This is a genomic window from Hoylesella loescheii DSM 19665 = JCM 12249 = ATCC 15930, assembly GCF_000378085.1.
Classification (GTDB): domain Bacteria; phylum Bacteroidota; class Bacteroidia; order Bacteroidales; family Bacteroidaceae; genus Prevotella; species Prevotella loescheii.
This window is the reverse complement of sequence record NZ_KB899219.1, coordinates 30,328-55,808: the sequence shown is the minus strand read 5'-3', so window position 1 is coordinate 55,808 and position 25,481 is coordinate 30,328. Positions and strand designations below refer to the sequence as shown.

General features: G+C 48.6%; 17 protein-coding genes and 1 pseudogene. 13 read left to right on the top strand and 5 right to left on the bottom strand.

Annotation, left to right across the window (positions count from 1 at the left end):
* Positions 1-65: 65 nt before the first annotated feature.
* Entirely contained in the window at positions 66-1,001 is a 936-nt protein-coding gene (locus F453_RS0110515) for a YitT family protein (protein WP_018967970.1), read from the bottom strand.
* 52 nt (positions 1,002-1,053) lie between these two features.
* A complete protein-coding gene (locus F453_RS0110510) occupies positions 1,054-1,428 on the bottom strand; it encodes a RidA family protein (RefSeq protein WP_009237782.1) in 375 nt (124 codons plus the stop codon).
* 296 nt (positions 1,429-1,724) lie between these two features.
* Between F453_RS0110510 and F453_RS0110500 the strand changes: the two genes are divergently transcribed.
* The 3 genes from F453_RS0110500 to F453_RS0110490 all read left to right on the top strand — a co-directional run bounded on the left by F453_RS0110500 (position 1,725) and on the right by F453_RS0110490 (position 7,191).
* Entirely contained in the window at positions 1,725-4,265 is a 2,541-nt protein-coding gene (locus F453_RS0110500) for an ATP-dependent Clp protease ATP-binding subunit (RefSeq protein ID WP_018967968.1), read from the top strand.
* A gap of 327 nt (positions 4,266-4,592) precedes the next feature.
* The gene (locus tag F453_RS16290) at positions 4,593-4,820 is read left to right on the top strand and encodes a hypothetical protein (RefSeq protein WP_018967967.1); all 228 of its coding nucleotides are present in this window, start codon (positions 4,593-4,595) and stop codon (positions 4,818-4,820) included.
* Between the two features lie 313 nt (positions 4,821-5,133).
* Positions 5,134-7,191, top strand: a complete 2,058-nt coding sequence (locus tag F453_RS0110490) for a TonB-dependent receptor (protein WP_018967966.1) — start codon at positions 5,134-5,136, stop codon at positions 7,189-7,191.
* 58 nt (positions 7,192-7,249) lie between these two features.
* Here the strand turns inward: F453_RS0110490 and F453_RS14600 are convergent.
* The 3 genes and pseudogenes from F453_RS14600 to F453_RS0110475 form a co-directional block, all read right to left on the bottom strand.
* Positions 7,250-7,700, bottom strand: a pseudogene (locus tag F453_RS14600) (virulence RhuM family protein); the annotation flags it as partial.
* A 72-nt stretch (positions 7,701-7,772) separates the two neighbouring features.
* Entirely contained in the window at positions 7,773-8,105 is a 333-nt protein-coding gene (locus F453_RS16285) for a hypothetical protein (protein ID WP_234398557.1), read from the bottom strand.
* Positions 8,106-8,627: 522 nt separating this feature from the next.
* Positions 8,628-10,043, bottom strand: a complete 1,416-nt coding sequence (locus tag F453_RS0110475) for a DUF5723 family protein (protein WP_234398558.1) — start codon at positions 10,041-10,043, stop codon at positions 8,628-8,630.
* A gap of 692 nt (positions 10,044-10,735) precedes the next feature.
* Here F453_RS0110475 and F453_RS0110470 point away from each other — a divergent pair.
* The 10 genes from F453_RS0110470 to F453_RS0110420 all read left to right on the top strand — a co-directional run bounded on the left by F453_RS0110470 (position 10,736) and on the right by F453_RS0110420 (position 25,428).
* Positions 10,736-12,619 carry a phosphoethanolamine transferase family protein gene (locus F453_RS0110470; RefSeq protein WP_018967963.1) on the top strand — a complete coding sequence of 628 codons (1,884 nt, stop codon included), beginning with the start codon at positions 10,736-10,738 and terminating at the stop codon, positions 12,617-12,619.
* Positions 12,620-12,633: 14 nt separating this feature from the next.
* Positions 12,634-13,791: an acyltransferase family protein gene (locus F453_RS0110465; RefSeq protein ID WP_018967962.1), complete on the top strand. Its 1,158-nt coding sequence runs from the start codon at positions 12,634-12,636 to the stop codon at positions 13,789-13,791.
* A gap of 12 nt (positions 13,792-13,803) precedes the next feature.
* Entirely contained in the window at positions 13,804-14,811 is a 1,008-nt protein-coding gene (locus F453_RS0110460; RefSeq protein ID WP_018967961.1) for an acyltransferase family protein, read from the top strand.
* A complete protein-coding gene (locus F453_RS0110455) occupies positions 14,808-15,680 on the top strand; it encodes a decaprenyl-phosphate phosphoribosyltransferase (RefSeq protein ID WP_018967960.1) in 873 nt (290 codons plus the stop codon). The genes F453_RS0110460 and F453_RS0110455 overlap by 4 nt, the downstream gene beginning before the upstream one ends.
* Before the next feature lie 180 nt (positions 15,681-15,860).
* Complete coding sequence (locus F453_RS0110445) at positions 15,861-16,460, top strand: HAD-IB family hydrolase (protein ID WP_018967958.1); 600 nt, start codon at positions 15,861-15,863, stop codon at positions 16,458-16,460.
* On the top strand, positions 16,426-18,279 hold the full coding sequence (locus F453_RS0110440; protein WP_018967957.1) for a DUF6080 domain-containing protein: 1,854 nt from the start codon (positions 16,426-16,428) through the stop codon (positions 18,277-18,279). The genes F453_RS0110445 and F453_RS0110440 overlap by 35 nt, the downstream gene beginning before the upstream one ends.
* A gap of 482 nt (positions 18,280-18,761) precedes the next feature.
* Positions 18,762-20,108, top strand: coding sequence for a DUF6080 domain-containing protein (locus tag F453_RS0110435; RefSeq protein ID WP_018967956.1), 1,347 nt, complete (start codon positions 18,762-18,764; stop codon positions 20,106-20,108).
* Positions 20,109-20,123: 15 nt separating this feature from the next.
* Complete coding sequence (locus F453_RS0110430) at positions 20,124-23,540, top strand: DEAD/DEAH box helicase (RefSeq protein WP_018967955.1); 3,417 nt, start codon at positions 20,124-20,126, stop codon at positions 23,538-23,540.
* Between the two features lie 179 nt (positions 23,541-23,719).
* Positions 23,720-24,484, top strand: coding sequence for a type IV toxin-antitoxin system AbiEi family antitoxin domain-containing protein (locus tag F453_RS0110425; protein WP_018967954.1), 765 nt, complete (start codon positions 23,720-23,722; stop codon positions 24,482-24,484).
* Between the two features lie 38 nt (positions 24,485-24,522).
* A complete protein-coding gene (locus tag F453_RS0110420) occupies positions 24,523-25,428 on the top strand; it encodes a nucleotidyl transferase AbiEii/AbiGii toxin family protein (protein WP_018967953.1) in 906 nt (301 codons plus the stop codon).
* Positions 25,429-25,481: the final 53 nt, after the last annotated feature.

Here is a 25,481-nt window from a genome sequence, read left to right as displayed (position 1 = left end):
ATGCTAGCAAGCTGTTCTTGTCTATGCGCCGTGTATAAACGGGCATCTAGTAGATCATTTAGCCACTAAACTGCGCTGGGGTTGCTTGTTTTAGGCAGCTCTTCCACGCGCTTTTTGTTTCGTTTTACCTTGAACTTATCGAACCCATTGCCATAAACGCCGCTCACGGCAGATTGCGTTACGAAAGCCTGCGGGTCGATTTCGTCGATCATACTGTACACTTGCGAAGCCTCACGTTGCTTGGTTACAAGAATCACCAGCTTGAGATGGCTGCCCGAATAATAGCCCGTGGCATCGATGATAGTGCATCCGCGATGGGGCGGAGTGCTGGTTATGCGTTGGCAAATCTCTTCGTAGCGTTCGGAAATGATGAGGAATTGCACCGAGCGTTTGCCCATGTTAACCACCTGATCGAGAACAAACGACACCACGATAAGTCCTACATAGCCATAGATAACCTGTTCCCAACTCTTCAACACCAAATAACTGAGCGATACGATAACCATGTCTACCAACAGGATTACACGTCCAAGGGAGATGTCGCGATACTTGTTGATGATGGCTGCAACGATGTCCGACCCACCCGAACTGCCGTGATAAGACAATCCGAACCCTAAACCGATACCGCAGAAACACGACCCGATGATGCAGGCCATGAAGGGTTCGTCGCGAAGAATTGTGGGATGAGGGAAGAGTTGACGAAACAACGAAATGAATATGGTCATCATCACTACGCCATAGATGGTTTTCAGGCAAAACTTAAAGCCCAAAATCTTTAAGGCAATAGCGAGAAGAATCAGGTTCAGACCAAAGTAGGTGAACTGCACAGGCGTGCCCGTGCCCCAGAAAACAATAGATGAAAGACCGGCTACGCCACCAGAGGTGATGTGGTTGGGCAAGTAAAAGGCCACCCAACCCAAGCTGTAGAACACCATGCCGATACCAATCATCACGTAATCGGTAAGTTCCCTATATAGGGTTTTTCTGCTTACGGCTATCATTTTGCGGTATGCTGTAAAAGTTTATGTCTGTGCACTTTACGCTTTTCACCCTTTATTTGGCGGCGATGCACTCCACTTCTACCAACGCACCCTTAGGTAACGCCTTCACGGCTACGGCCGAACGGGCAGGGAAAGGTTGTGCGAAAAACTCGGCATACACTTCGTTCATCTCGGCGAAGTTGGCCATGTCTGATAGGAAAACGGTGGTCTTAACCACGTTGCTTAGGTCGGCACCTGCCGCTTGCAGCACGTTTCGCGCATTGGTAAGCGATTGGCGGGTTTGTTCTTTCACGCCACCTGGCACGAATTCGCCCGTCGTTACGTCTACGGGAAGCTGTCCCGAGGCGAATACAAAACCGTTAGCCTCGATGGCTTGACTGTAAGGACCGATGGCCTTGGGTGCTTTTTCTGTGTTGATTGCTTTCATTTGTGTTGATTGTTTCTATATTTTGCGTGCAAATATAATAATAAAACTTGACGTGAGCAAGTTTGCCAGAGTTTGTATTTTTTTATTGATATATCCCGATGAAGATTGCGTTTTTTTCACTATATTTGCATTAGATGGGATGCGTTCGATGGCCTATTGCCAGCCATCTTACGTTCGAACGCACTTTGGCACGGTGTTTGCCAATCTCTATTTACAAGGTTGCCCCAAACGAGGCAACCAACCGTCGCAATGGCGACAAGTAACAATTTAACGAAAATACAGGAGGAATAAAGTATATGATAAGCCAATTTTCACCTAGGGTTTCAGAGGTTCTGGCATTCAGCCGAGAAGAAGCGACACGGCTGGCGAGCAACGCTGTGGGGCCCGAACACCTGCTTCTGGGTATCCTCAGAGGAAGCGGTGGCCCTGTAAACGAGCTTTTTGCACGCCATAACACCGACATCGAAGCCATGCGAGCACAACTAGAAGAGTTGGCAAAGGCACACGCGCAACACGAGCCTATGGCTAACAACGAGATGGCACTTAACGAAATGGCAAACAACATCTTGAAATTGGCGGTGCTGGAAGCGCGTATACAGAACACGCAAACCGTGGATGTGCAGCACCTTTTACTTGCAATACTACACGACCGCGTGGACAATGGAGCCAAGCAGGTGCTTGAAAGCAACAACTTGAACTACGAAGATACACTGGCTTACCTGCAAAAGCGGGCTATGCCATCGCAAGATAGCCTCGGACTTTCTGACGACGAGGAAGACGAACCCATGCCTGGCAGCAACGGTGCACAGCGTAACGAGCGCGCACAAGCCACTCAAACGGCTAAGGGCAATGGTAAAACGCCCATTCTCGACAGTTTTTCTACCGACCTTACACAGGCCGCAATGGAAGATAAACTCGACCCCGTGGTGGGCCGAGAAAGGGAAATCTTGCGCGTTACCGAAATTCTTAGTCGTCGAAAAAAGAACAACCCCATCATCATTGGCGAACCGGGCGTAGGCAAAAGCGCCATTGTCGAGGGACTGGCACAGCTTATCGCCAAGCGCAAAACATCGCCCGTGCTGTTCAATAAGCGCATCGTAAGCCTCGACATGGCAGGCATGGTGGCCGGAACGAAGTATCGCGGACAGTTCGAAGAGCGCATCCGTGGATTGCTCAAAGAGATTGAAAACAACTCCGACATTATCGTCTTCATCGACGAGATACACACCATCATCGGCGCAGGAAGCACTCCTGGCAGCATGGATGCCGCCAATATCATGAAGCCCGCATTGGCTCGTGGCACCATTCAATGCGTTGGAGCAACCACGCTAGACGAATATCGTAACAGCATCGAGAAAGACGGTGCGCTGGAAAGACGCTTCCAAAAGGTGATACTCGAGCCAACAACGGCCGACGAAACCTTGCAAATTCTAGAAAATATTAAGGATAGATACGAGCGCCATCACCATGTGGCGTACACCGAAGACGCATTGCGCGCCTGTGTCAAACTGACAGAACGTTATGTCACAGATAGGGCTTTCCCCGATAAGGCCATTGATGCGCTCGACGAAGTGGGTGCAAAGGTGCATCTGCAACACGTGGAAGTGCCGCCCGCCATCATCGAAAAGGAGAAGGAATTGGACGAGGCGAAGCTTAAAAAGCAAAACGCCGTGGTGAACCAAAACTACGAATTGGCCGCCAACTACCGCGACATGCAAGTGCGACTGGAAAAGGAATTGGAAGCGCTGAACCACGAATGGGCCTTCGGCGACAACGATAACCGGCAACCCGTAACCGAAAAAGAGGTGGCCGAGGTTGTGTCGATCATGACGGGTGTGCCTGTTCAACGAATGGCCGAGACCGAAGGCGTAAGGCTAAAAGGCATGGCCAACGAACTGAAACAGGCGGTAGTGGCGCAAGATGCGGCCATCGAGAAAATGACCAAAGCCATTCTGCGCAATCGCGTTGGACTAAAAGAGCCCAATCATCCCATTGGCGTTTTCATGTTCCTTGGTCCTACTGGTGTGGGCAAAACTTATCTGGCCAAGAAGTTGGCGCAGTTTATGTTCGGCAGCGACGATGCCCTTATACGTGTCGATATGAGCGAGTACACCGAAAGCTTTAACGTTTCGCGATTGGTGGGTGCTCCTCCGGGATACGTGGGTTACGAAGAGGGCGGACAGCTAACGGAACGTGTTCGCCGCAAGCCTTACTCCATCGTGTTGCTCGATGAAATTGAGAAAGCGCACGGAAACGTGTTTAACCTACTGCTGCAAGTTTTGGACGAGGGTCGCCTTACCGATGGAAACGGCCGACTGGTAGACTTCCGCAATACGGTTATCATCATGACTTCGAATGCCGGAACACGACAGTTGAAAGAGTTTGGACGTGGTGTGGGCTTCAACACAGGTGGTGCGTTGGGTCTTAACATGAACGAAAAAGACAAGGAATACGCACGTGCCATCATCCAAAAGAGCCTTAGCAAGCAGTTCGCACCTGAGTTTTTGAACCGCCTCGACGAGATTATCACCTTCGATCAGCTAGATCTTGAGGCCATCAACCGCATTATCGACATCGAGTTAAGAGGTCTTTACAAACGCGTTGAAGACTTGGGCTACCACCTCGAAATAACACCCGAGGCTAAGAACTTCGTTGCTTCGAAGGGTTACGACGTACAGTTTGGCGCACGCCCATTAAAGCGCGCCATACAAACGTACATCGAAGACTTACTCGCCGAGCGCATCCTCTCCGACGAATTGGCACTAGGCGACACCATCGTTATCGACAAGTGCCCCGACAAAGAAGAACTTTCCGTAAAAGAAACGGCTGCATCTTAATGCCCCAAATGCAGGCATCGACCTGTATTGCAGCAATTGCAGCCCTCACTTAAAATACCAACGGGGACATCATGGATTAGTCATGATGTCCCCGTTTTTTCGTTATGGTGTCAACGCGAAGTGCAAAATGCTTTTCTGCACATACGCAAGTTCGGGATAAAACACAATCGGTATGCCTTCTGTCGCGTAGCACCTATTGGCAATATAGCCAATCGTTTACCTACCCTATCTTGTTCAGAGGGGCATGGTTTCTTATCCCAAACTCGCCAATGAGCCCTTCCGTGGTTCGCATTTTCATAGCTCCACAAATGCGCTTGCTAAGCCCCGATGATGCATTATTACATTAACCGCCGTGTTAAACATGTTTTGGACGCCTGTTCCATGTTATTTGGAATACTGTTCCAGTTGAATTGGACCCCTGTTCCAACTTATCTGGAACAGGAGTCCAACTTAGCTGTAACAAAGCGGGAGCTGAAAAAGCTCACTACAAGGGCTTATCGAGTGAAGAATGAAAGATGGCGTTTGGAGGGCGGAAAGGTAAGTTGGTGGCGGTGATAGGCTGTGGAACGAACCGCCTAGATCGTGCCAGGCTAGTATCAAACGTTAGGTGAATTCAAGATAAGATATGATGCTTTTTTGAGCAAGATTAGATAAAAGACGAATAGCTATCTCGTCAACTAGCGCTACGCGATAGCTTACATAGCAAACAGCTCTTATCCCCGAACTCACGTAACACATAAGAAAGAAGCGACATTTTGCAAAAAAATGATTACTTTTGTGCCCAACAATCCACTGATGCATTAACAGCCAGCACAGCCCAACAAAATGTCGCCGGCAAACTAATGGCCACATAAATCCACATTGACAGATGAACAAATGTATTTCTATCCTGCTGTTCTTTACCCTTTGTATTGTAGCTAACGCACAAACCGACAGCACTGCAACGAGAACGTTGGGCGAGGTTGTGGTGAACGCCAAAGGACAAATTGAAACTGCGGAGAAAGCGGTGCTCACGCCTACGACGCTAGAAAAGCGACACGCCACTAATGGTTTCGAATTGTTGAACGTAATGCAAACGCCCGAACTAGACGTGTCGCCACGAACAAACAGCATCTCAACAAAGGGCGGAGGGCAAGTGGTATTGTGCATCAATGGTATGGAAGTGCTACCAGAAGACGTGTCTACGTTGCGGGCCAGCAACATTATCAGCATCGAATACATACGAACGCCTAGCGGAAAATATGCTGGCAAGGCGGCTTTGCTCAACTTCATAATCAAGCAAATGTCGTATGGCGGCAATGTTTACTTATCGGCCAGCGAGGGGTTTGCTTACAAGAATGGCGACTATTTGGCCTTTACCGACTTTACGAAGAAACAACTAACGCTCTCTATTGCTGTTTCGGCCGACTGGAAACACGACCATAGCCACACCGAAGGACACGACTTGTTTCGCTTTGCAGACAACTCCACACTCGCCAACAGCTACTCAACAGACCGCTCTTTGCGCAAACAAAATAGCCAATCGGCACGTTTCCGTCTATCGCATACGGGCAATAGACATCAGTTTGTTTCGTACCTAAACCTCACTCGGCAGGCTGAGCCAAGCGTGGAGACAGTAACGAGCAACCAATACACAGGAAAATACAACCTTGCCACAACGCGAACAACTACCACAAACGGCAAAAGTCTAACCCCAACGCTATATGCCAACTACGTTGTTTGGCTTCCACGCAAACAAACTATCGACGTTTCGGGCTCGGTTGCATGGGGAAACAACAGCTACAATAGCACGAACAACGAAACGGCACAGGCCAATATCACCTCGAATGCTATCGAAAGAAACATCGCCGTGAACGCAAATGCACGGTATTCTAAGTCGCTTAACGGCAGCACAACGCTGTCTGCATCGCTCTGGCACAACCATAATTACTATAAAGATACCTACACGGGAACCACAGAAGGGCTGCAACGGCTCACCACTAACCAAACAGGGGCCTTGGCACAACTAAGCGGATCGGGGCAGAAACACTCCTATTACATATCGGCAGGCTTATCAAACACGGCGGTTTCGCTTAACAACCAGCATTACAATTATTGCGTGCCCATGGCCTTTTATGGAGGAAATTATGCTTTCAACGATAGACTGGCACTTTCGCTTAACGGCTATCTCACCCACACCATGTTCGACCCATCTAACAAAAACGACATGACTGTGCCCACATCTTTCTTCCAATCGGTAAAGGGAAACCCCGATTTGGCACTCATTAAAGTGTTTGGCAACACACTAACTTTTAACGCGCAGTGGGGAAAATCAAAGGCATCGATTTTTTATAACAGCTATATTTACTTCAAAAATATTGCGCACCTCTTCACCGCAGACGCCAACACCATCTACGATATGCGTGTGAACGATGGCACGTTCTATGGAAACATGCTGGGCGTTTCCTACGCTTTGAGTGCCTTTGCCGATAAGCTGCGTCTTGATGTCACTGCCCTTGAAGAGTATAACGTGATGCGAGGCGATACGTATAACATGCAACGTAACGTGTTTCGACTAAGAACTTCGTTAGCTTACCTCGTGGGCGACTGGATGTTTAGCTTGTTATACCAAACGCCACGTACAGATTTGGATATCCGCGAGCCTTTCCTTATACGCATGCAACCCATCTACGAAATGGCCATCAACTGGAATCACAAGGCTTGGGCGGTGGAGTTTGCGCTGTGTAACATGTTTTCTCGGTTCGACAAACAGCATATCACGATGGACTACGGACACTATAACCGCGACTCATGGCGATATAACGAACCCAAAGGACGTAACATTAACCTGAAAATTACATACAGCATCGGTTACGGAAAGACTAAGGAACGGGGCGATATGGAATTAAACAAGAACATTAACAGTGCCATTATTAAAGGCATCTAGTGAAAAAAAAGGCCGTAAAGCGGTAAGTAATAGAAGGAGGAAGAATATAAGTATAAAGATAGAAAACCTTTTCGGAGAGACGTATTTCACGAATACGTCCCAAAAGTTCCTTAAAGTAATTGAAAGAAGAACCCGTTTTGAAACGTTCATCGTTCAATGCAAACCCCTTAATGATATATTCCTTCAATCGTTGAGTTGCCCAAATACGGAACTGCGTACCCTGCTGCGACTTTACTTGATAACCAACAGAGATGATTACGTCGAGATTATAATACTTAACGGGTTGGTCTGAATTTGCAATGTGCAAAAAATGCACATTACTCTTTTCATCTAGCTCCCATTCCTCAAATATATTTCTAATGTGTTTGGCAATAACGCTACGTTCACGTCCAAAAAGTTCGCACATTTGAGCCTGGAGATAGCCACACTGTTTTGTTTTCGAAACGTACATCTATCTTAATTTCCCCATCTTCAGATTGATAGATGAGCATCTTATCACTATTTTGCATCCATACTTTACTTTGATTTTTATCAAAGCTTTCGATAAAATGCTGTAAACCTAGCCTTGCTTCAACATTTTTTTACAGGAAAGGTTCGTTCAAAAGAGGTTTCAACACACCCTTGTACAAAGCATTCCTGTCAATGATTGGCTGCATCTCATCACCCACAATCCGGAACGAGGGGATTAGGCAGATTACATAAACACTGCCGTTTATAAAGTAAGGAACTGCATGCAAAGGTGCTTTGCTTTCGTCTATCAAGAAATACTCCCTTTTAAAGGCACTGATGTCACATCCTTTTTCGGCAGACTTCAAGGCTACGATGGTTATAAATTCTTTCTGTACACTGTCTTTAAGCACCCATACATCCTTTGTCGTAACAAAAAGGGACTGTCTCAACCATTTGTTATCCATGCCTTTGATCACAGCTTTTATTAGCCATGTATTAGCCTTGTCTTTGTGTTTACCAATAAAAGTCATACCCGTCCATCGCAACCTATGAGTGTTCTCAACGTATGTTACACAATAACTTGGCACATTCTTCTCTCTCATGGAATCTGACTGTAGAACCTCTTTCCTGTTTTGTCTGGCCTTGTCTTTTAAACACAACGATGCGGTTTGCGCAATGCAATTGCAGAACACACAAGTCAAGCATACTATATATAACGCTAATCTTTTCATACAACTTTTATTCTTTATAGTATCTTGAATTTGTATCGGTTTGACATTGGGGTAATGGAAGGTTAGAGGCTAACACAATCTCTATATGCAACTTTCCTGCCTTTATCAATCTGAAAATAATCTCATCACTCAATAAATACCTTCCTATCCCTGATATACTCAAAAGAGCCATGTCACAACTCATTATCAGAGTAAGACATAGCTCTTTCTTCTAAATTTTAGTTTTGACACACATCCTTGCCATTGAGGCCGTTCTTAGTGACGGCTTCCCAAAGGAATGCTTATGCCAATCATGCCACTTACCGTGCGCGTATCTTGCCCGAAGTACATGTAATCGGTAGCCAACGTAACCGGTCCGAGCTTAAAACCCAGTCCCAGACCTTTGCCTTGGCTTTGTAACATCGAGTAACTAAGGGCAATACCAATATGGCTATTAAAGCTGTAGTTACCTGCAAGCGTCAGCTCGGATTGCGTATTTACCTCGCCAAGACGTGTAGTAGAGAGTGCGCCAACCGTCAACTTATCATTAAGCAGCTTGTATTGCGCACCTAAAACCATAGTTGTGCGTAGCGAAGTGGTGCGCGACTTGCTCTCTTGAGCCTTCAAGTTCCACAAATCCGAGTTAAATATCTCACCGCTTTCTATTGTCTTCCTGAACTCCTGACGATGCTGCCCAGCATGCACGCCGTCAAAGTCGTACTCGCGATTAAAGTCGGAAACACCATGGATGGTGCTGCCCTGACCCCACGAAATGAAACCAAGATCGAGCAAGGCAGCCGATAAAGTAAAGTCGCGCCCTAGTTTATAGGCTGCACCAAGGTCAACTGCTGCACCGAAACCAGCGAGACCACCGCCACCGCTATGCTCGATATTGTCTACATATTTATTGTTGTCTGTCACGAAAGACAGGCCTGCCATCGAGCCCTTCACCTCTGCACGCGCCTTAATAGTTGCCTTTCCCGTCACCTTTTGCAGTTGTTCTTCGGTGATGGTAGACCAGTCTTGGTTGGCTGCAATGTTGTGCAAGTTGGTCTTCATGGTTATTTCGTCAACCTTCATGTTGATGTCGGCGATACCAAAGAGCAACTTCACCTTTGCGCCCAACACCAGTCGGTCGCCAAAAGGCCTAGTGTAGCCCACGCCTGCTTCCATGTACGAATTAATATTGGCTTGCAAACCGCTGGTGTGCAAATTGGCGTTCACCCACGATTGGTTGCTCAAGCCATGCGCAGCACGCATAAATTCGAACACGTCGCGCTTAACGTTTGCATCTACATCAAGCTTTAAGCTGAGGTTCACATTCCAAAAACCATCGCCACCCCACCATCCAACAGAGGCCAAATCGGTGGCCAACGACATGTTCAGACGGTTGTTTTCTTTAAGCTGATTGATAAATTTATCGGTGGTAAAATAGTCGGCCGAGCTGCTATTATTCAATATATCAGAGAGATAGTAAGACGAAATAGCATTAGAGCTAATGCCCATGTTGAACGCGCCAAGACCGGGAATGTTCACAAATCCGCGTGAAGGAGCCAAGGCCGGATTAAGTTTTTGCTTGAAGTTTACGCCATCCATAAAATAGGTTGTGCGGTTAAACTGGGCGAGCATCGTCATAGGAGCGATTGCCAACAACAGGCTCGCCAAAGCTTTCAGACTTCTTTTTGAGGTCATTTTAGTTTTCATCTATATTAAAGAGTTGGGTTATACATTTTCTAATAACACGCTACAAAGATACGATTATGTTTACATTCTACAAAAGTTTTTAACGTTTAATTAAGGATTGAAGCGTAAAATCGGTATGCCTCTTGATGTCTCATTCAACACGTTAAAAAAGAGTTTGCGATGCGCGTTTTCGTTAACCTGGCAGTACAAAAGCCTTTGTACAGCCACTACAAGCCTTTTGTAGCCACACTACAACTTATCGGTAGTGCCACTACAACTCATCTGTAGTCACACTACAAAAGGCTTGTAGTTTAGCTAAATGCTGTTAACGGAATTACAAGTAGACAACTTTGCAGGTTGAACGGCATGTCTACAAAGCGTCGTATGACGGTTAACGACATCACGAATAGGCATCTTAGCCACTCTTGTGAAACCAAGAAGAACCACTGAATAAAGCTAGTTTAACCAATACGAGGCACATATCTACCACCCAACAGCCAACCCCTACAATACAAATTATACGCAAACATTGATGGTTATCAATGATAAAAAGTGTAAATTTGCAAAACATTCCCTACCCAATCGCCCCCTCTAAGGGATGCGAAAGGCGCCGATAAGTCTATCTACAACAAACTTTTACAAGCTATCGTGCGCTTATATATGACAACACATAGATCTAAAAAAAGAAGCAAAAGAAAGAAATGACCTTGACAGTATTGAGAAAAAACATCCTTGGCTACGTAGTGAAGCCCCTACAAATCAATGCACCGTTCTTCGTATCGATGTACTTGTTGGGGGTGGTTTGTGCGTGGCTAACGCTCCCCTACCATCCTGGCGAAAAGATTTACCACCATCTTTACACCGAGTTGTTGGTAGACCTTTATGCCATTTGCCTTATTTTAAGTCTCTTGCCACGATGTATCCGCCCGTGGGTTCGCGGTGCACTATACCTTATTATATATATAACGTCGGCCATCGACGTGTATTGTTACACCCAATTCGATTCTACCCTCACCCCCACCATGTTGCTTTTGGTGGGCGAAACCAACGGACGTGAGGCCAGCGAGTTCCTTTCCACCTACCTATCGGTCAGCGTTCTCTTTAGCAAAGTGGGATGGATCGTGCTTATCGCGCTTCTTCATGCAGCCTATTCGTTACGCCGTTTCGCACCCAAATCATTAAAACAGGCTTGGCAAACGCTTCTAGACAAAATACCAACCATCAGCACCTCACTCGCTATCAAGCTGAAAATGTGTGCGAGTATCGGCTTTATCGCCATGTTGATTTGGAGCGTTTACGTTACGGCCCACAACAAAGCAGCCTTATGGAAACTGATGACAGGCAGGAGCATAGGCGAAGTGGAACATACGCTTACCGAGCAAGAGCATGGCGAGCCCTACCACGCCGTGTACCGATTGGCCTTCTCGATCTATGCCAACGTATTGGCTTCGCAACAGATAGACAAGCTTGTTGTTGCCGCCAACAAGGCACAAGTAGACAGCTGCACATATACTAGTCCGCACATTGTGCTAATTATCGGCGAGAGTTTTAGCAAACATCACTCGCAACAATACGGCTATGCGCAGCCCACCACTCCACGACAAGTACGCCGCGAACGTAGCGGTCAGCTAGTGAAATTCAACGATGTGGTGTCGCCTTGGAACCTTACTAGCTACGTTTTCAAGCATGTTTTCTCGCTCTACGATGTGGGCGAGCGAGGTGAATGGTGCGATTATCCACTCTTTCCCGAATTGTTTCGCAAGGCGGGTTATCACGTAACGTTCATCACCAACCAGTTTTTGCCCAAGGCAAAAGAGGCTGTTTATGATTTTAGCGGTGGTTTTTTCCTCAACAACCCCACGCTGAACAAGGCCATGTTCGATACGCGCAACGATAGCATTTACCCCTACGACGAGCACTTGGTAGGTGAATACGACCGCCTGAAAGCACAAACGGGCAAACACAACCTAACCATTTTCCACCTGATTGGTCAGCATGTAGGGTACAAGCACCGTACACCCAACGACCGCCGACGATGGAAAGGCACCGATTACAATACACTTCGCCCCAACTTAACACCTGGTCAGCGCAGCGTTTTGGCCGATTACGACAACGCCGTGCTATACAACGACTCGGTGGTTGACCTTATCGTGAAGCAATTCGAACGAGAAGATGCCATCGTTATCTATATGCCCGACCACGGCGAAGAATGTTATGAGGAGAACCGTGGCTTTATCTGCCGCAACCATTCGGCAGCCATCGACTATCCCTTGGCCAAATACGAGTTCGAGATTCCTTTCTGGATATGGTGCTCGCGAACCTACATCGCCCGCCATCCAGACATCTATCGGCAGGTGTTAGATGCACGCAACCGTCGCTTCATGACCGATGCCCTACCCCATTTACTACTCTATTTGGGTGGCATCAAAGCCAAGAGCTATCGCGAAGAGAACAATTTGATTAGTCCGAAGTATAACGAGAATCGGCCACGAATACTCAAAGGTACCACCGATTACGACAAGTTGCCACGTCCCAAGCCCCAAAGTGCCATGCCAAACTTTGGCCGACGTGTTGGCGCACTTTAACATAACCCCTCACTATGCCACAAAACGAGCAACATACTGAAGGCAAAAACGCTGTGCTAGCCAGCCAACAACAAGGCGCGGCACATGCTAACAGTCCTGCAGACAAGTCCACTAGCGCTCAAAATGCCAGTGGTCTTAACGCCTGCATGCGTGGTTTGGCCATCATTGGCATATTCTTGCACAACTACTGCCATTGGCTTGGTCCGATGGTTAAGGAAAACGAGTACACCTTTAACGCCGAAAACGTAACGCGCATGAACCATGCCCTGGTGCATCCCGATAATCAACTGCCCCTTCATCTGCTGTCTTTCTTCGGCCATTACGGTGTGCCTGTGTTCCTCTTCCTTAGCGGATACGGCCTTTTCAAAAAATATCAAGACGTTCAAGTGCCAGTGGTCAAGTTCCTGTTTAGCCATTATCTTAAACTGTTTCGTATGATGGCGGTGGGCTTCGCGCTTTTTATCGCCGTGGATACGCTTTATCCGCCCAGCTGGCATTACGATAGTTTGAAGGTTATCTCTCAGCTATTGATGTTCAACAACCTGCTGCCCCGTCCCGATAAGATGATTTGGCCTGGTGCTTTTTGGTTCTTCGGGCTGATGATGCAGTTGTACTTGCTCTACCGCCTGGTGCTTCATCGCCGTCATTGGGGTATAACCGCGCTGCTCATGGCCCTGTGCGTGATTGTGCAGTTGCAGCTTCCGCCCCTCTCCGAAACCATGAACCGCTACCGCTACAACTTCATGGGGGGCATGCTTCCCTTTGGTCTTGGCTTGCTTTATGCCCAATTTCATAAGTCGGCCACGCTGTGGGGCAACGACAGCGTTAAGCAATCGGCCGCCCTGTTGGTGTGCATCGCCCTGGCCTATTACCTCAGCCAGAGCTTCGTGGGGTGGACCTTCGCCCCTGCCGTTATCTGCGTGGCCACCCTCTTAACAGCCAAGCTGCTGGCCCGTGTCGCAGTTATGGCGTGGCTCTATCGTGCCTTGTGCTGGATGGGCGGCATCTCGGCGGCCCTCTTCGTAACCCATCCCATCACCCGAAAGCTCATCATCCCCATCTCGCGCCATGGTCAGCCCTACCTCGGACTGCTGCTCTACATCGTGGCATCCATCGCCCTGGCATGGGTGGTAGATAAGCTTATCAAGCGCATTCCACTACCCAAACGTTAACATCTGCATCCAATGAACCCAACAACAAACGGCATCCGCTTTGCCAACATCAGCCTACATCGAAGCGAACTAATGGGTTTGGCCATGATAGCCATTGTGCTTTTCCATGTCAGCTTGCCCCGTTTGTCGCCCTTCTATGGACTTTGGCGTATGGGAAACATCGGTGTCGACGTATTTCTTTTCCTAAGTGGCGTGGGGCTTTGGTATGCCCTAACAGGCAATGCATCACTCAAACGGTTCTTCTCACGACGATACCTGCGCATCTATCCCACGTGGTTTCTCGTGGCGTGCCTTTATTATGTGCCACGCTTTTGGCAAGGCCAACACGGTTGGAAACAGGTTATTGACCTGGCAGGCGATGTACTGGTGAACTGGGATTTCTGGCTGCACGATGAGCTAACGTTTTGGTACATCCCTGCAACAATGATGCTTTACCTCTTCGCTCCAGCGTATGTGCGGCTCGTTTCGCGCCATTCTGCCTACCGCTGGTTGCCTGTTTTGATGATTGTTTGGTGTATGGCCGTGCAATGGGTAAGCCCCATACACGATGCCGTTGGCCACATCGAGATATTTTGGAGCCGAGTGCCCATCTTCTTTATCGGCATCAATTGCGGAGCGCTGGTAAAGCAAGGACTAACCATCAGTCCACAAAGCGTTTGGCTTTTGGTGGCTGCCGCGGTGCTTTCGCTTGGCGTAGACATCTATTTAGAGCAGACAAGGCACGGACTTTTTCCGCTTTTCATTGGGCGGATGCTGTACATCCCCGCCACATTCAGCCTTATTTTGCTATTGGGCAACTGGCTTTCGGCCGTACCGCAGAGCATAAAGCGTGGCCTGCGACTGATAGGAACCGTGAGTCTGGAAATGTATCTGTTGCACGCCCACTTCGTACTGGTGTACGTAAAGCGGCTGCAATGGGGATATTGGGGCACATTCTTGGCCTGCTTCGCCATCACCCTGCCCTTGGCATGGCTGCTAAACAAGGGGATGGAACAATTAACAAAGCGATTTGAAAGATGAAAAAAACGCTCTTACTTATCCGTCCGCAACAATGGATTAAGAATGGGTTTGTGCTCATTCCCATGTTCTTTGGCGGACGGTTGCTGAACGTCGACGATGCCATTGCAAGCGTCGTTACCTTCTTTGCATTCAGTTTCGTGGCCTCGGCCATCTATTGTTTCAACGACATCGTTGACGTAGAGGCCGACCGCCGACATCCCATTAAATGTCACCGCCCCATCGCATCGGGAGCGGTTAGCGTGCCAACGGCCTACGCGCTGATGGTTATCTTGACGTTGTTGTCGGCCTTACTGCTGTTCTTCCTTCCCCAACGGGCAGGCGAAACAGCTGGTATTGTGGCCTTTTACTTCTTGCTTAACATGGCTTATTGCCTGTGGTTGAAGCGCCATGCCATTATAGATGTGTGCACGGTGGCCTTTGGTTTCGTGCTACGGATATTGGCCGGCGGTATGGCTTGCGATGTAGCGGTGAGCAATTGGTTGGTATTGATGACCTTCCTACTTGCCCTTTTCCTATCGTTTGCCAAACGGCGCGACGACGTTTTGCGCATGAACGAGACGGGTGAACCGCCTCGCCGCAACACCATACGTTACAACCTCACCTTCGTAAACCAAGCCATCACCGTTACAGGTACCGTCACCCTGGTGTGTTACATCATGTACACGGTGTCGCCCGAGGTAGTTAGTCGGTTCCACGCACCCTACCTTTACCTCACCAGCATTTTCGTTTTGGTGGGTCTTTTGCGCTATATGCAGCTCACAGTGGTAGACGAAGTGAGTGGCGACCCTACCAAAATACTGCTCCGCGACAGGTTCACGCAAGCCATTGTTGTGGCATGGATCATGTCGTTTTTATTGATCATATATTGAGTTTGTGAGTTTATAAGTTGATAAGTTAATGAGTTTTGATGCTTTAAACAACAGGATGTCGTCTACAAATTCGCTCACTGAGGTTGATGAATTAATGAGTTTTGAAGCTCTAAACAACATGCTTATAAAGCTTTTAGATGACAAAGGCCCAACATTTTGGGTTTAAGTGGTTTATTTTTTATGAATTATCGCGTTTCACTTTTCGACTTCGACGGCACGCTAACAACGCTCGACACCCTGCCAGCATTCATCGCCCACGCAGTGGGAAGATGGCGGATGCTCGTGGGCTTTGGGCTTTACCTGCCCCTGATTGTGCTGATGAAGTTGCGACTATACCCAAACGGCCGAACCAAAGAACGGCTATTTGCTCACTTTTTCAAAGGGATGACGCTCGAAACGTTCGATGCGCACTGCCAATCGTTCGCTAAAAACAACGCACACATACTGCGCCCGCAAGGCATAAAGGCCATAGAAACGGCCTGCCAACGTGGCGAAAGCGTGCTGGTTGTTAGTGCCAGTATCACCAATTGGGTGCTACCCTTCTTTCGCCAACTGCCACAAGTGCAGGTTATCGGCACACAAATAGCAGTGGAAAACGGAACGCTGACGGGGCGGTTTGCCTCACCCAACTGCCATGGGGCAGAGAAAGTGCGACGCGTGGAAAACCTTTTCACCCCCCGAGAACAATACTATATCACGGCCTACGGCGACAGCCAAGGCGACAAAGAAATGCTAGCTTATGCGGATGAACCACATTATAAACCCTTCAGAACAAAGTAAACGCCAAGGCTTGGGCGAAATATTGCGCTTCGGCATCGTAGGTTTGTCGGCCACCGCCATACAATACACGGCCTATTGGGTGGGTTTGCAGTTTACCAACCACAACCTAGCCATGACCGTGGCCTATCTTCTAAGCTTCGCCTTTAACCTCTGGGCCAGTCTGCGTTACACCTTTCGTGTGGGCGGAACACCTGGTCGTGGGGCTGGTTTTGCCATGGCCCATGTGGTGAATTACCTGTTGCAGATGGCCACACTCAATCTCTTTGTAGACCTCGGTGTAAGTAAAACGCTCGCGCCCTTACCCATGTTCGCCGTCTGCGTGCCCATCAACTTCCTGCTGGTGCGCTTCTTTCTCAAGCGCGACGGCATACGTATGTTTTCCATTTTCAAGGTTCGGCGCGAAGAATGGATGGTGGGTGCACCCCTGCTTACTGTCTTCGTGGGGTTGCACGCCTTACTCATCGCCCGCTATTACCAACTTTTTACGCCCCTGCAAACCCACTATTGGGACCTCATCATTCGCAACTTCCACCTCTCGGGCTTCGATCCCATCACCTATGTGGTGGTTAGCGACTGGCAAGCAGGCTACAACGTGTTTCGCCATCCCTTGCTAGCCTTCTTCATGTATGTGCCATATATGATCAACCAAGGCCTGATGTGGCTCACGGGCATCAACTGCGCCATCTTTGTTGTGGCAGCTATGCAAGTCTTCGCAGCCTTTTATTCGCTGGTGTTTCTTCACCGACTGTTGCGCCAAGTAATGGGTCTTACCCTGTTCGACACCCGTTTGCTCAGTCTGTTTTTCTTCTCCTTGGCCTACGTCATGTTGTCGGCCATCGCGCCCGACCACTTCATCCTGTCGCTCTTTGCCCTGCTACTCACCCTCTTAGTGGCAGCCAATCATCAACAACGACACACCGCCATGCCCACGTGGAAGGCACTTTGCCTCTTCGTTCTCACAGCTGGCATATCGCTGAACAACGGCTTAAAGGTATTTGTAGCGGCACTTTTCACCAATGGCCGCCGCTTTTTCCGCCCCCGTTTCCTATTCTTTGCCGTGCTACTTCCTTCGGCCTTGATATGGGCTTTCGCACGTTTCGAGTACAAACGCTTTGTTTGGCCAGACGAGGTTAAGCGCCATCAGGCACGCGACAAACGTAAGGCTGCGGCCAAGAAGAAAGCCGAAGAAGAAGCTCGAAAACGCCAACTGGCATGGGAAGAGGCTGTTAACGATGCGAAAAAGAAAAATCCACATAACCCCAAACTACCGCCACGACCCACCAACACCACAGCAAAGAAAAGCCCAAACAATGGTGCAGCCGCCAAAATGGGTAAGCCCATGATGCAAGGAGAATTTATGAGATGGACCGATATCAGCACTTCGCGACTGCAATCGAGCATTGAAAATCTCTTTGGCGAAAGCATACAGCTACATCGCGACCATCTTTTGGAAGACATGTATAGGCGTAGGCCCGTCATCGTTCACTATCGCTGGGCCATCAATTACGTGGCCGAAGGGTTGCTGGTGCTGCTCTTCGCCGTAGGACTTTGGGTGGGACGGCGCAACAAACTGCTGCTCATGGCCCTGGCCTTTGCCGCTATGGACTGGGTCTTACACGTGGGATTGGGCTTCGGCCTCAACGAGGTGTACATCATGACAGCCCATTGGGCCTACGTGTTACCTTTGGGTTTGGCTGCCCTGCTCTTAACCGCCACGGGCCGAAAGCGCACCTTGCTGCGCATCGCCATTGGCTCGCTCACCCTTTGGCTCTATGCTTGGAACTTATATTCCACGATAGATTATCTGCTCAACAGCTAGAAACCAACGGGGCGAAAACGGTGACAAAGCCTCAACGCACACACATATTTGAAAGCAAACGCAACTCTCGTTGCACCTATTCAATAAGCCTTTAAGATAAAGAAACTAACATATCGGTTTGTTCCATGTTAGCTGGAATCGGATTCCAGATCAATTGGAACAGGGTTCCAGTTTAATTGGAACAACACTCCAATTGATCTGGAACATTATTCCAACTTATCGGGAACAAACCATATAACGAAAAACAATGCAACGAAAGCTAAAAAGAGGGGATGCGAAAGGCGATGCACGGGGAAGCGGAAGCACAATAAGACACCTGCAATAGCTTTATCCACCAAACATATAAAAAGGCTAGTTTGGGATAATATACCATGCTTTCTGAGCAAGATTTGCTAGCATAACAATTGCTTTTTATCTCGAACTGACGTATATAATAACATTGCCGTTCTGACGTTATATAAAAGTATGCTTACGTAAAACGTATGTTTAAACTAAGAAAAGAAGAAAAACCGCTGGCCCTAGTGGCGTTCTTGGTGTTTGCGTTACAAAATGCGCTCACCATATATAAATACCACAACCTTTTCACACGCGTGGGTTTTAGGGGATATTGGGTGTTGTTTCACGAGATGTTCCATGTTTCGGGCTACGACGCCTACTCATGTATCTACCTCTCAAACGGCAAGATATACTACGAACTTTCTCGACATCCGTTGTTCGGTCCGCTGCTCGCACCGTTCTATTGGCTCAACGATGCCATCATCAAACACTTCGATTTCAATGCTGCCATCTACATCATGGCCGTGTTGTTAACGCTCTGCGCCACCCTTAGCGCGGTGCTACTATTTCGCATTTTGCGTTCGCAGATTGGCTTAAAGCTTGTAGATGCCCTTGCGCTTACCGCGTTATTGTTCTCGTTTGCATCGATCATGCTAGCCGTCATGCTACCCGACCACTTTTGCTTTTCGCTGCTATTGCTCATCCTCACCTTATATATAGCCAACGATGCACACGCCAAGGGTAAGGCTATGGCATGGTGGCAAACGGCACTTTTACTGTTGTTTACGGCTGGCATAACGATTAGCAACGGTGCGAAAACCCTCTTGGCCGACCTTTTCGGCATGGATAAGAACTTCTTTAAGCCACGCCGACTGCTGCTGGCGGTTGTGCTTCCGCTAGTTATTTTGGGTGCAGCCTTCTATGCCCAATACACCCTTCAACTGCTGCCACGCGAACAAGAATCGGCCCGAATTGAAGCGCAAGTGCGACAAAAGAACCCCAACGTCATTAAACGAAGTACGGCACACGAGGCCCGAAAAGAACGTATCATCGGCAAACCCATGGGCAACGACCCCGTACTTAAATGGACTGACAAAGACACGCCACGCCTAACGAGCGTGGTGGAAAACGTGTTTGGCGAGAGCATACAGTTGCATCGCAACCATTTACTGGAAGACCTGTTTATCTCGCGACCCGTTGTTGTGCACTACGAACATTGGCTTTTCTACGCCGTGGAGGCTGTCTTGGTGGTGCTTTTTGTGGTTGGCTTGCTTTGCGGAATACGCCAAAGGGTGCTTTGGCTCTGCCTGTCGTGGTTGGGGGTAGACATCTTTTTGCACATTATTTTGGGGTTCGGACTAAACGAGGCCTATATCATGGGCACCCACTGGATGTTCATCATCCCCATCGCCATTGCCTTTATGTTCAAGCGCCTATCGGCTAAGCCGGCCCTTGTGCTGCGCTGGGGCATCGTGGCTTTGGCCCTCTACCTCTACGTGTACAATGCAAGGCTCGTTTTTCAGTTCATGTCCCACCCCTTAACCATTGGCTAAACGCCACATCGCCACATGCCCGCCCCACGCACCTATGTCACCGCCGACGAGTTGTTTCGTCGCATCGGCCACGCCTTATCCACAGCTTCCACGATCCCCGAGGCCGTAAACAAGCAGCTGCACGACATTCTTTCGCTGGCCTGCGACGGCGCTTTGCAAGACAGCTTACAGGCCTTCGGCAACCTGTTTTCGAAGGTAGATTTCCTTTGCAAACGTCATCGCATAGCCCTTCGCGATGTGGTAGCCATCCAACAGATGCGTCGCGAGAGCAACAAGACTCAACCTATACCCCTTGAAGACGTACCTTATCACTGTCGGGCGCTATCCATCTTCGTCTCGGCCGTATATGGCGCACACATCCCCAGCACGCTGGTTGGGCGCATCGCACCCACAAACAAGCCGCCAAAAGAGTTGCGACACATTGACTTTCGCTACCTGCGCTGCATCGTAGACCAATGCGACGACAACCAAATCATGGTGAAAATAGACCACGAAGCATACCCAGAGCCCATGGTTCTGAACCTAGAAGCAGAAGAACAAGCCTACCTTAAGCCCCTGCTTCGTGTGGGAATGCAACTCAACTTGCTAGATAGCACCAAGCAAGGAAATGCCCTTCTGCCACGATTGGTGGTGCTAGAGCCCGACTTTCTGCTTGACATCAGTGCCATTGCACGCTGCTTTACCGATTACGGACACCATCCCTTGGCCTACACCGTTAACCGAATGGGGGCCAATGCCAATTCGCAAGCCATACTGGTGGGTAGCTTTGCGGGGGCTGCACTAAACGACATCATCAACAACAACACCGATTACGACTGGCGACAGACCTTCACCAACACCTTTAAAGAGCGTACCATGGAGTTCTGCACCTGTGCCGACCTCAACGCGCGCGAACCCTTTCGCGAGGTGGCTGTTAACCAAGCGAAGAACATCGGGGAAATTGTAGACCGCCTTTTCGATAGCGAACAAGAGGGGTTCGACCGCTCGAAAGCCTTGCTCGAGCCTTCGTTCGTTTGCGAAGAACTGGGCTTGCAGGGGCGCGTTGACCTCATGACGAGCGACTTTCGGTTGCTGGTGGAACAGAAATCGGGCGCCAACTACAACATACAACGCAACCAACCCAACGAGTATGGCAGCTTTCAGAAAGAAGACCATTACGTGCAATTGCTGCTCTACTACGGTGTTTTGCGCCACAATTTCCGCCTATCTAACCAACAGGTAGACATCCGTCTGCTTTATTCCAAATATCCCTTGCCCGGCGGATTGGTAGTGGTGGCCTATCTGCAACGCCTTTTTCACGAGGCAATACGCCTGCGCAACGAGATTGTGGCACAAGAATTTGGCATCGCCCAACAAGGATTCGACAGTGTTATCGACAAGCTTTCGCCCGACACGTTGAACCAATATCAACTTGGTTCAACCTTTTATTATCGCTACCTCGAACCCCAAATCGCTGCCGTAACCACACCCCTGCATAAGCTCGAAGCACTGGAACGCGCCTACGTATGCCGTATGCTAACCTTCGCTTACAACGAACAGTTGCTGGCAAAGGTGGGCGCACAGCAGACGCAAGGTCACAGCGGAGCCGACCTTTGGAACATGCCGCTGGCCGAAAAACGAGAAACGGGAAATATTTTTACCGCCCTTAAACTGCAAAAGGCAGAGAAAAGTAACAGCTATAACGGGGTAGACACGCTCACGTTCGACGTTCCTGAACAGGCCGACGACTTCCTTCCGAACTTCCGCCGTGGAGATATGGTGTACCTCTATGCCTACGAACCCGATGCCGAACCCGACGTTCGGCGAAGCATCTTGTTTAAAGGCGTGCTGGTAGACATCGCCGTTAGCCAACTTGTGGTGCACCTGAACGATGGTCTGCAAAACGACAACTACTTGCAAGGCGATAAGTATTTCGCCATCGAACATGCCACGAGCGACGTGGGTAGTACGTCGGCCGTGAAGGCCTTACATAGCTTTGCCACGGCAAACGCTCAACGCAAAGCCCTGCTTTTGGGGCAAAGAGAACCGCAATACGATGCCGCAGCAGAGTTGTCACGAAGCTATCATCCCAGTTACGATGAGGTGCTGCTCCGCATTAAGCAAGCGAGTGACTACTTTCTACTCGTTGGTCCGCCGGGAACGGGCAAGACTTCGATGGCCCTGCGCTTTATTGTTGAAGAACAAGCGGGTAACATCCTGCTGATGTCGTACACCAACAGGGCGGTAGACGAGATATGCGACATGCTGCTATCGGCCAACATCCCCTTCCTACGAATCGGCAACGAATACAGCTGCGACGAACGTTTTCGCCCTTACTTGCTAGACCGACTGGTGGACAAAGATCCCAAACTGGCCCTTATCAAGCAGCGTATCGAGGCTTGTCGGGTGTTCGTTGGCACAACCTCCACCATGCAATCGCGCTCAAACATCTTTGCTTTGAAGCACTTCGACCTAGCCGTTATCGACGAGGCATCGCAGATATTAGAGCCCAACATCGTGGGTTTGCTCTCTGCCAACTTGCCTCACGACACGGCCCTGGCCCATGGATTGCGCCCTCAAAGCGACAGTTTGCCGGCCATAGACAAGTTTGTACTTATCGGCGACCATAAGCAATTGCCCGCCGTGGTTCAGCAAAACGCCGCCCAAGCCGCAGTGAACGACCCGCAATTAAATGCCATCGGCATAACCGACTGTCGCCAATCGCTCTTCGAACGGTTGATACACTGGGAGCGGAGCCAAGGTCGCACGCGCCTCATTGGCATACTTAACCGCCAAGGACGCATGCACCCGCACATCGCACGCTTCCCCAACGAGATGTTTTATGCCCACGAACAACCTGATGTGGTTCCGTGTCCGCATCAGGAAGAGCAACAACTTGATTACAGCCTGCCATCACAAGACACGCTTGACGACCAGCTGAAAGCCCATCGTCTGCTGTTCTTCGCGGCTGAGAACTGCGAAAACGAGAGTCCGTCAGACAAAGCCAACCCTGCCGAAGCACGCATCGTGGCTCGCATATTGGGACGTATCCACCGCTTTTACGGTAATGCTTTCGACGCTAATCGTACCGTTGGCGTCATCGTTCCTTATCGCAACCAAATTGCGATGATACGTCGCGAGTTGCAAAAGCTGGATATCGCCGAACTAAACAACATCACCATCGACACCGTTGAACGCTACCAGGGGTCGCAAAGAGATGTCATCGTCTATTCGTTCACCATCGCCCACCGCTACCAACTCGACTTCCTCACCGCCAATTGCTTCGAAGAAAACGGCCGAATTATCGACCGTAAGCTGAACGTGGCACTTACTCGAGCACGCAAACAGATGATTATAACGGGACACATACCCACCCTAAACCATAACCGAACATTTAAAGCGCTTATCCAACACGTAAGGGAAAATGGATTGGTGGTGGAAGAAGAAGGGTAAGATAATGAGCTTATGAATTGGTGGGGATGAGAATTTCATCCTACTCATCTTATATATACGTGCCCGTAGAGTCAACCAGCAATACATACCAAACCCTCCAAGAAAAGCCAAGAGATATTTGGTACGTTTCCAAAATATCTCTATTTTTGTAGTTGAAACTTTATATAGAAAGATAAACTATGAGTATATTAGCTGCCAGTAAAATAAACCAGCTATTACAATCAGGGCATAAAGGAGGACTATACTTCTCCAAATGGCTGAACGAACAAGGCTATTCGCCACAGCTTATCAATCGTTACCGTTCCTCGGGCTGGCTTTCTGCCTTGGGTCGTGGGATTGTTTATCGCGCAGGCGATGAACTCTCCGCTTTCGGTGCACTAAGTTCTTACAACCAACAGTTGGGAAAACAGCTTCGTGTAGCTGCTCATTCTGCCCTCGAACTTTGGGGTGTTAACCACTATGTACCCATGGGGAAGCCTCAGTTAATAGTTACTGCGGGGAGAGACGCTGTTCCACAATGGACGAAGTTAAGGGTGTTTGATAGGGATTTTGTAGCTTTCGGTACCGATATCTTTGCCTCGCCCCAAACTGTAATGCTACCCTTTGGAGATTGGCAGCTGCTCGTATCCACCCCCGAACAGGCATTTATGGAGTGTTTGTTGCTTGCTCCGATGCACTATAACTATATGGACCTGTACTATATCATGGAGCAACTAACCACCTTGCGCCCCGAAATGGTGCAAGCGTTGCTAGCCACCACGGGCAATTACCGCGTTAAACGCCTATTTCTATATATGGCAGAGAAAGCCAGACACTATTGGTTGAATGAAATAGACGTACAATCAGTAGACCTCGGCACACATAAATTGCAGCTAACAAAGGGTGGAATATATGCCAGCAAATACAAAATGACTGTACCCAAAGAACTTTCCGAATATGAGTAAGGAATAATATCTACCATCAATAACAGCCTATTTTTACCATGAACAACGAACAATACAAGCGCCAAGTGGGTTTGCTTATCCGCATCATGCCCGCTGTATACCAAATAAAACATTTTGCCGTACATGGTGGAACAGCAATAAACCTGTTTCATCAAGATATGCCCAGATATTCAATCGACATTGATCTTACATACATCCCCATAGAACCACGCACCAAGAGTTTGGAAAACATTAACCAACTTTTGCGCATGCTCAAAGCAAGTATTGAGCGAACGCTGCCTGGGATAAGCGTTATTCACAAGGAAGACGTATATAAGCTGCAATGTTCGCTCGATGGAGCGATGGTTAAGATAGAGGTTAATGCAACCAAACGAGGTGTACTTGGCAACTTAGAAGAACTACCTCTCTGCCCCAAGGCTCAGGTCGAGTTCCAAGCAACATGCAAAGCACGCCTCGTTTCTTATTCTCAACTCTATGGCGGAAAAATCATTGCAGCACTCAGTCGACAACATCCACGCGACCTTTTCGACTGTAGATACATGAAAGGCGATACATTAGAGGAAGTAAAGAATGGCCTGTTGCTAAGCTTGTTAGGCAGCGACAAACCCATCATAGAGGTTTTAACGCCACATAACATCAGCCAAGAACAAGCCCTTGAAAATCAGTTTAGAGGTATGACAGACGTTCCTTTCTCGTACGCTGACTACGAACATACACGACATGAGCTGATAAAAAAAGTGAACGCAAGCCTTGACGAACGCGACAAGACTTTCCTACTGTCTTTCGAAAAAGGAGAACCGAAGTGGGATTTATGTATCGCAGGTAACCTAAGCGCTTTCCCTTCCGTACAATGGAAACAACAAAACATTCTTAAACTGAAAGCAAAGAACATTCAAAAGTTCCAAGAAGGGATTGCAAAACTATCTGCTTTCTTAGGCCATTAAGCACATTTTGTGGATCGGTCCACTAAGTTTCAAACAGCTCTACCTACTTCTTC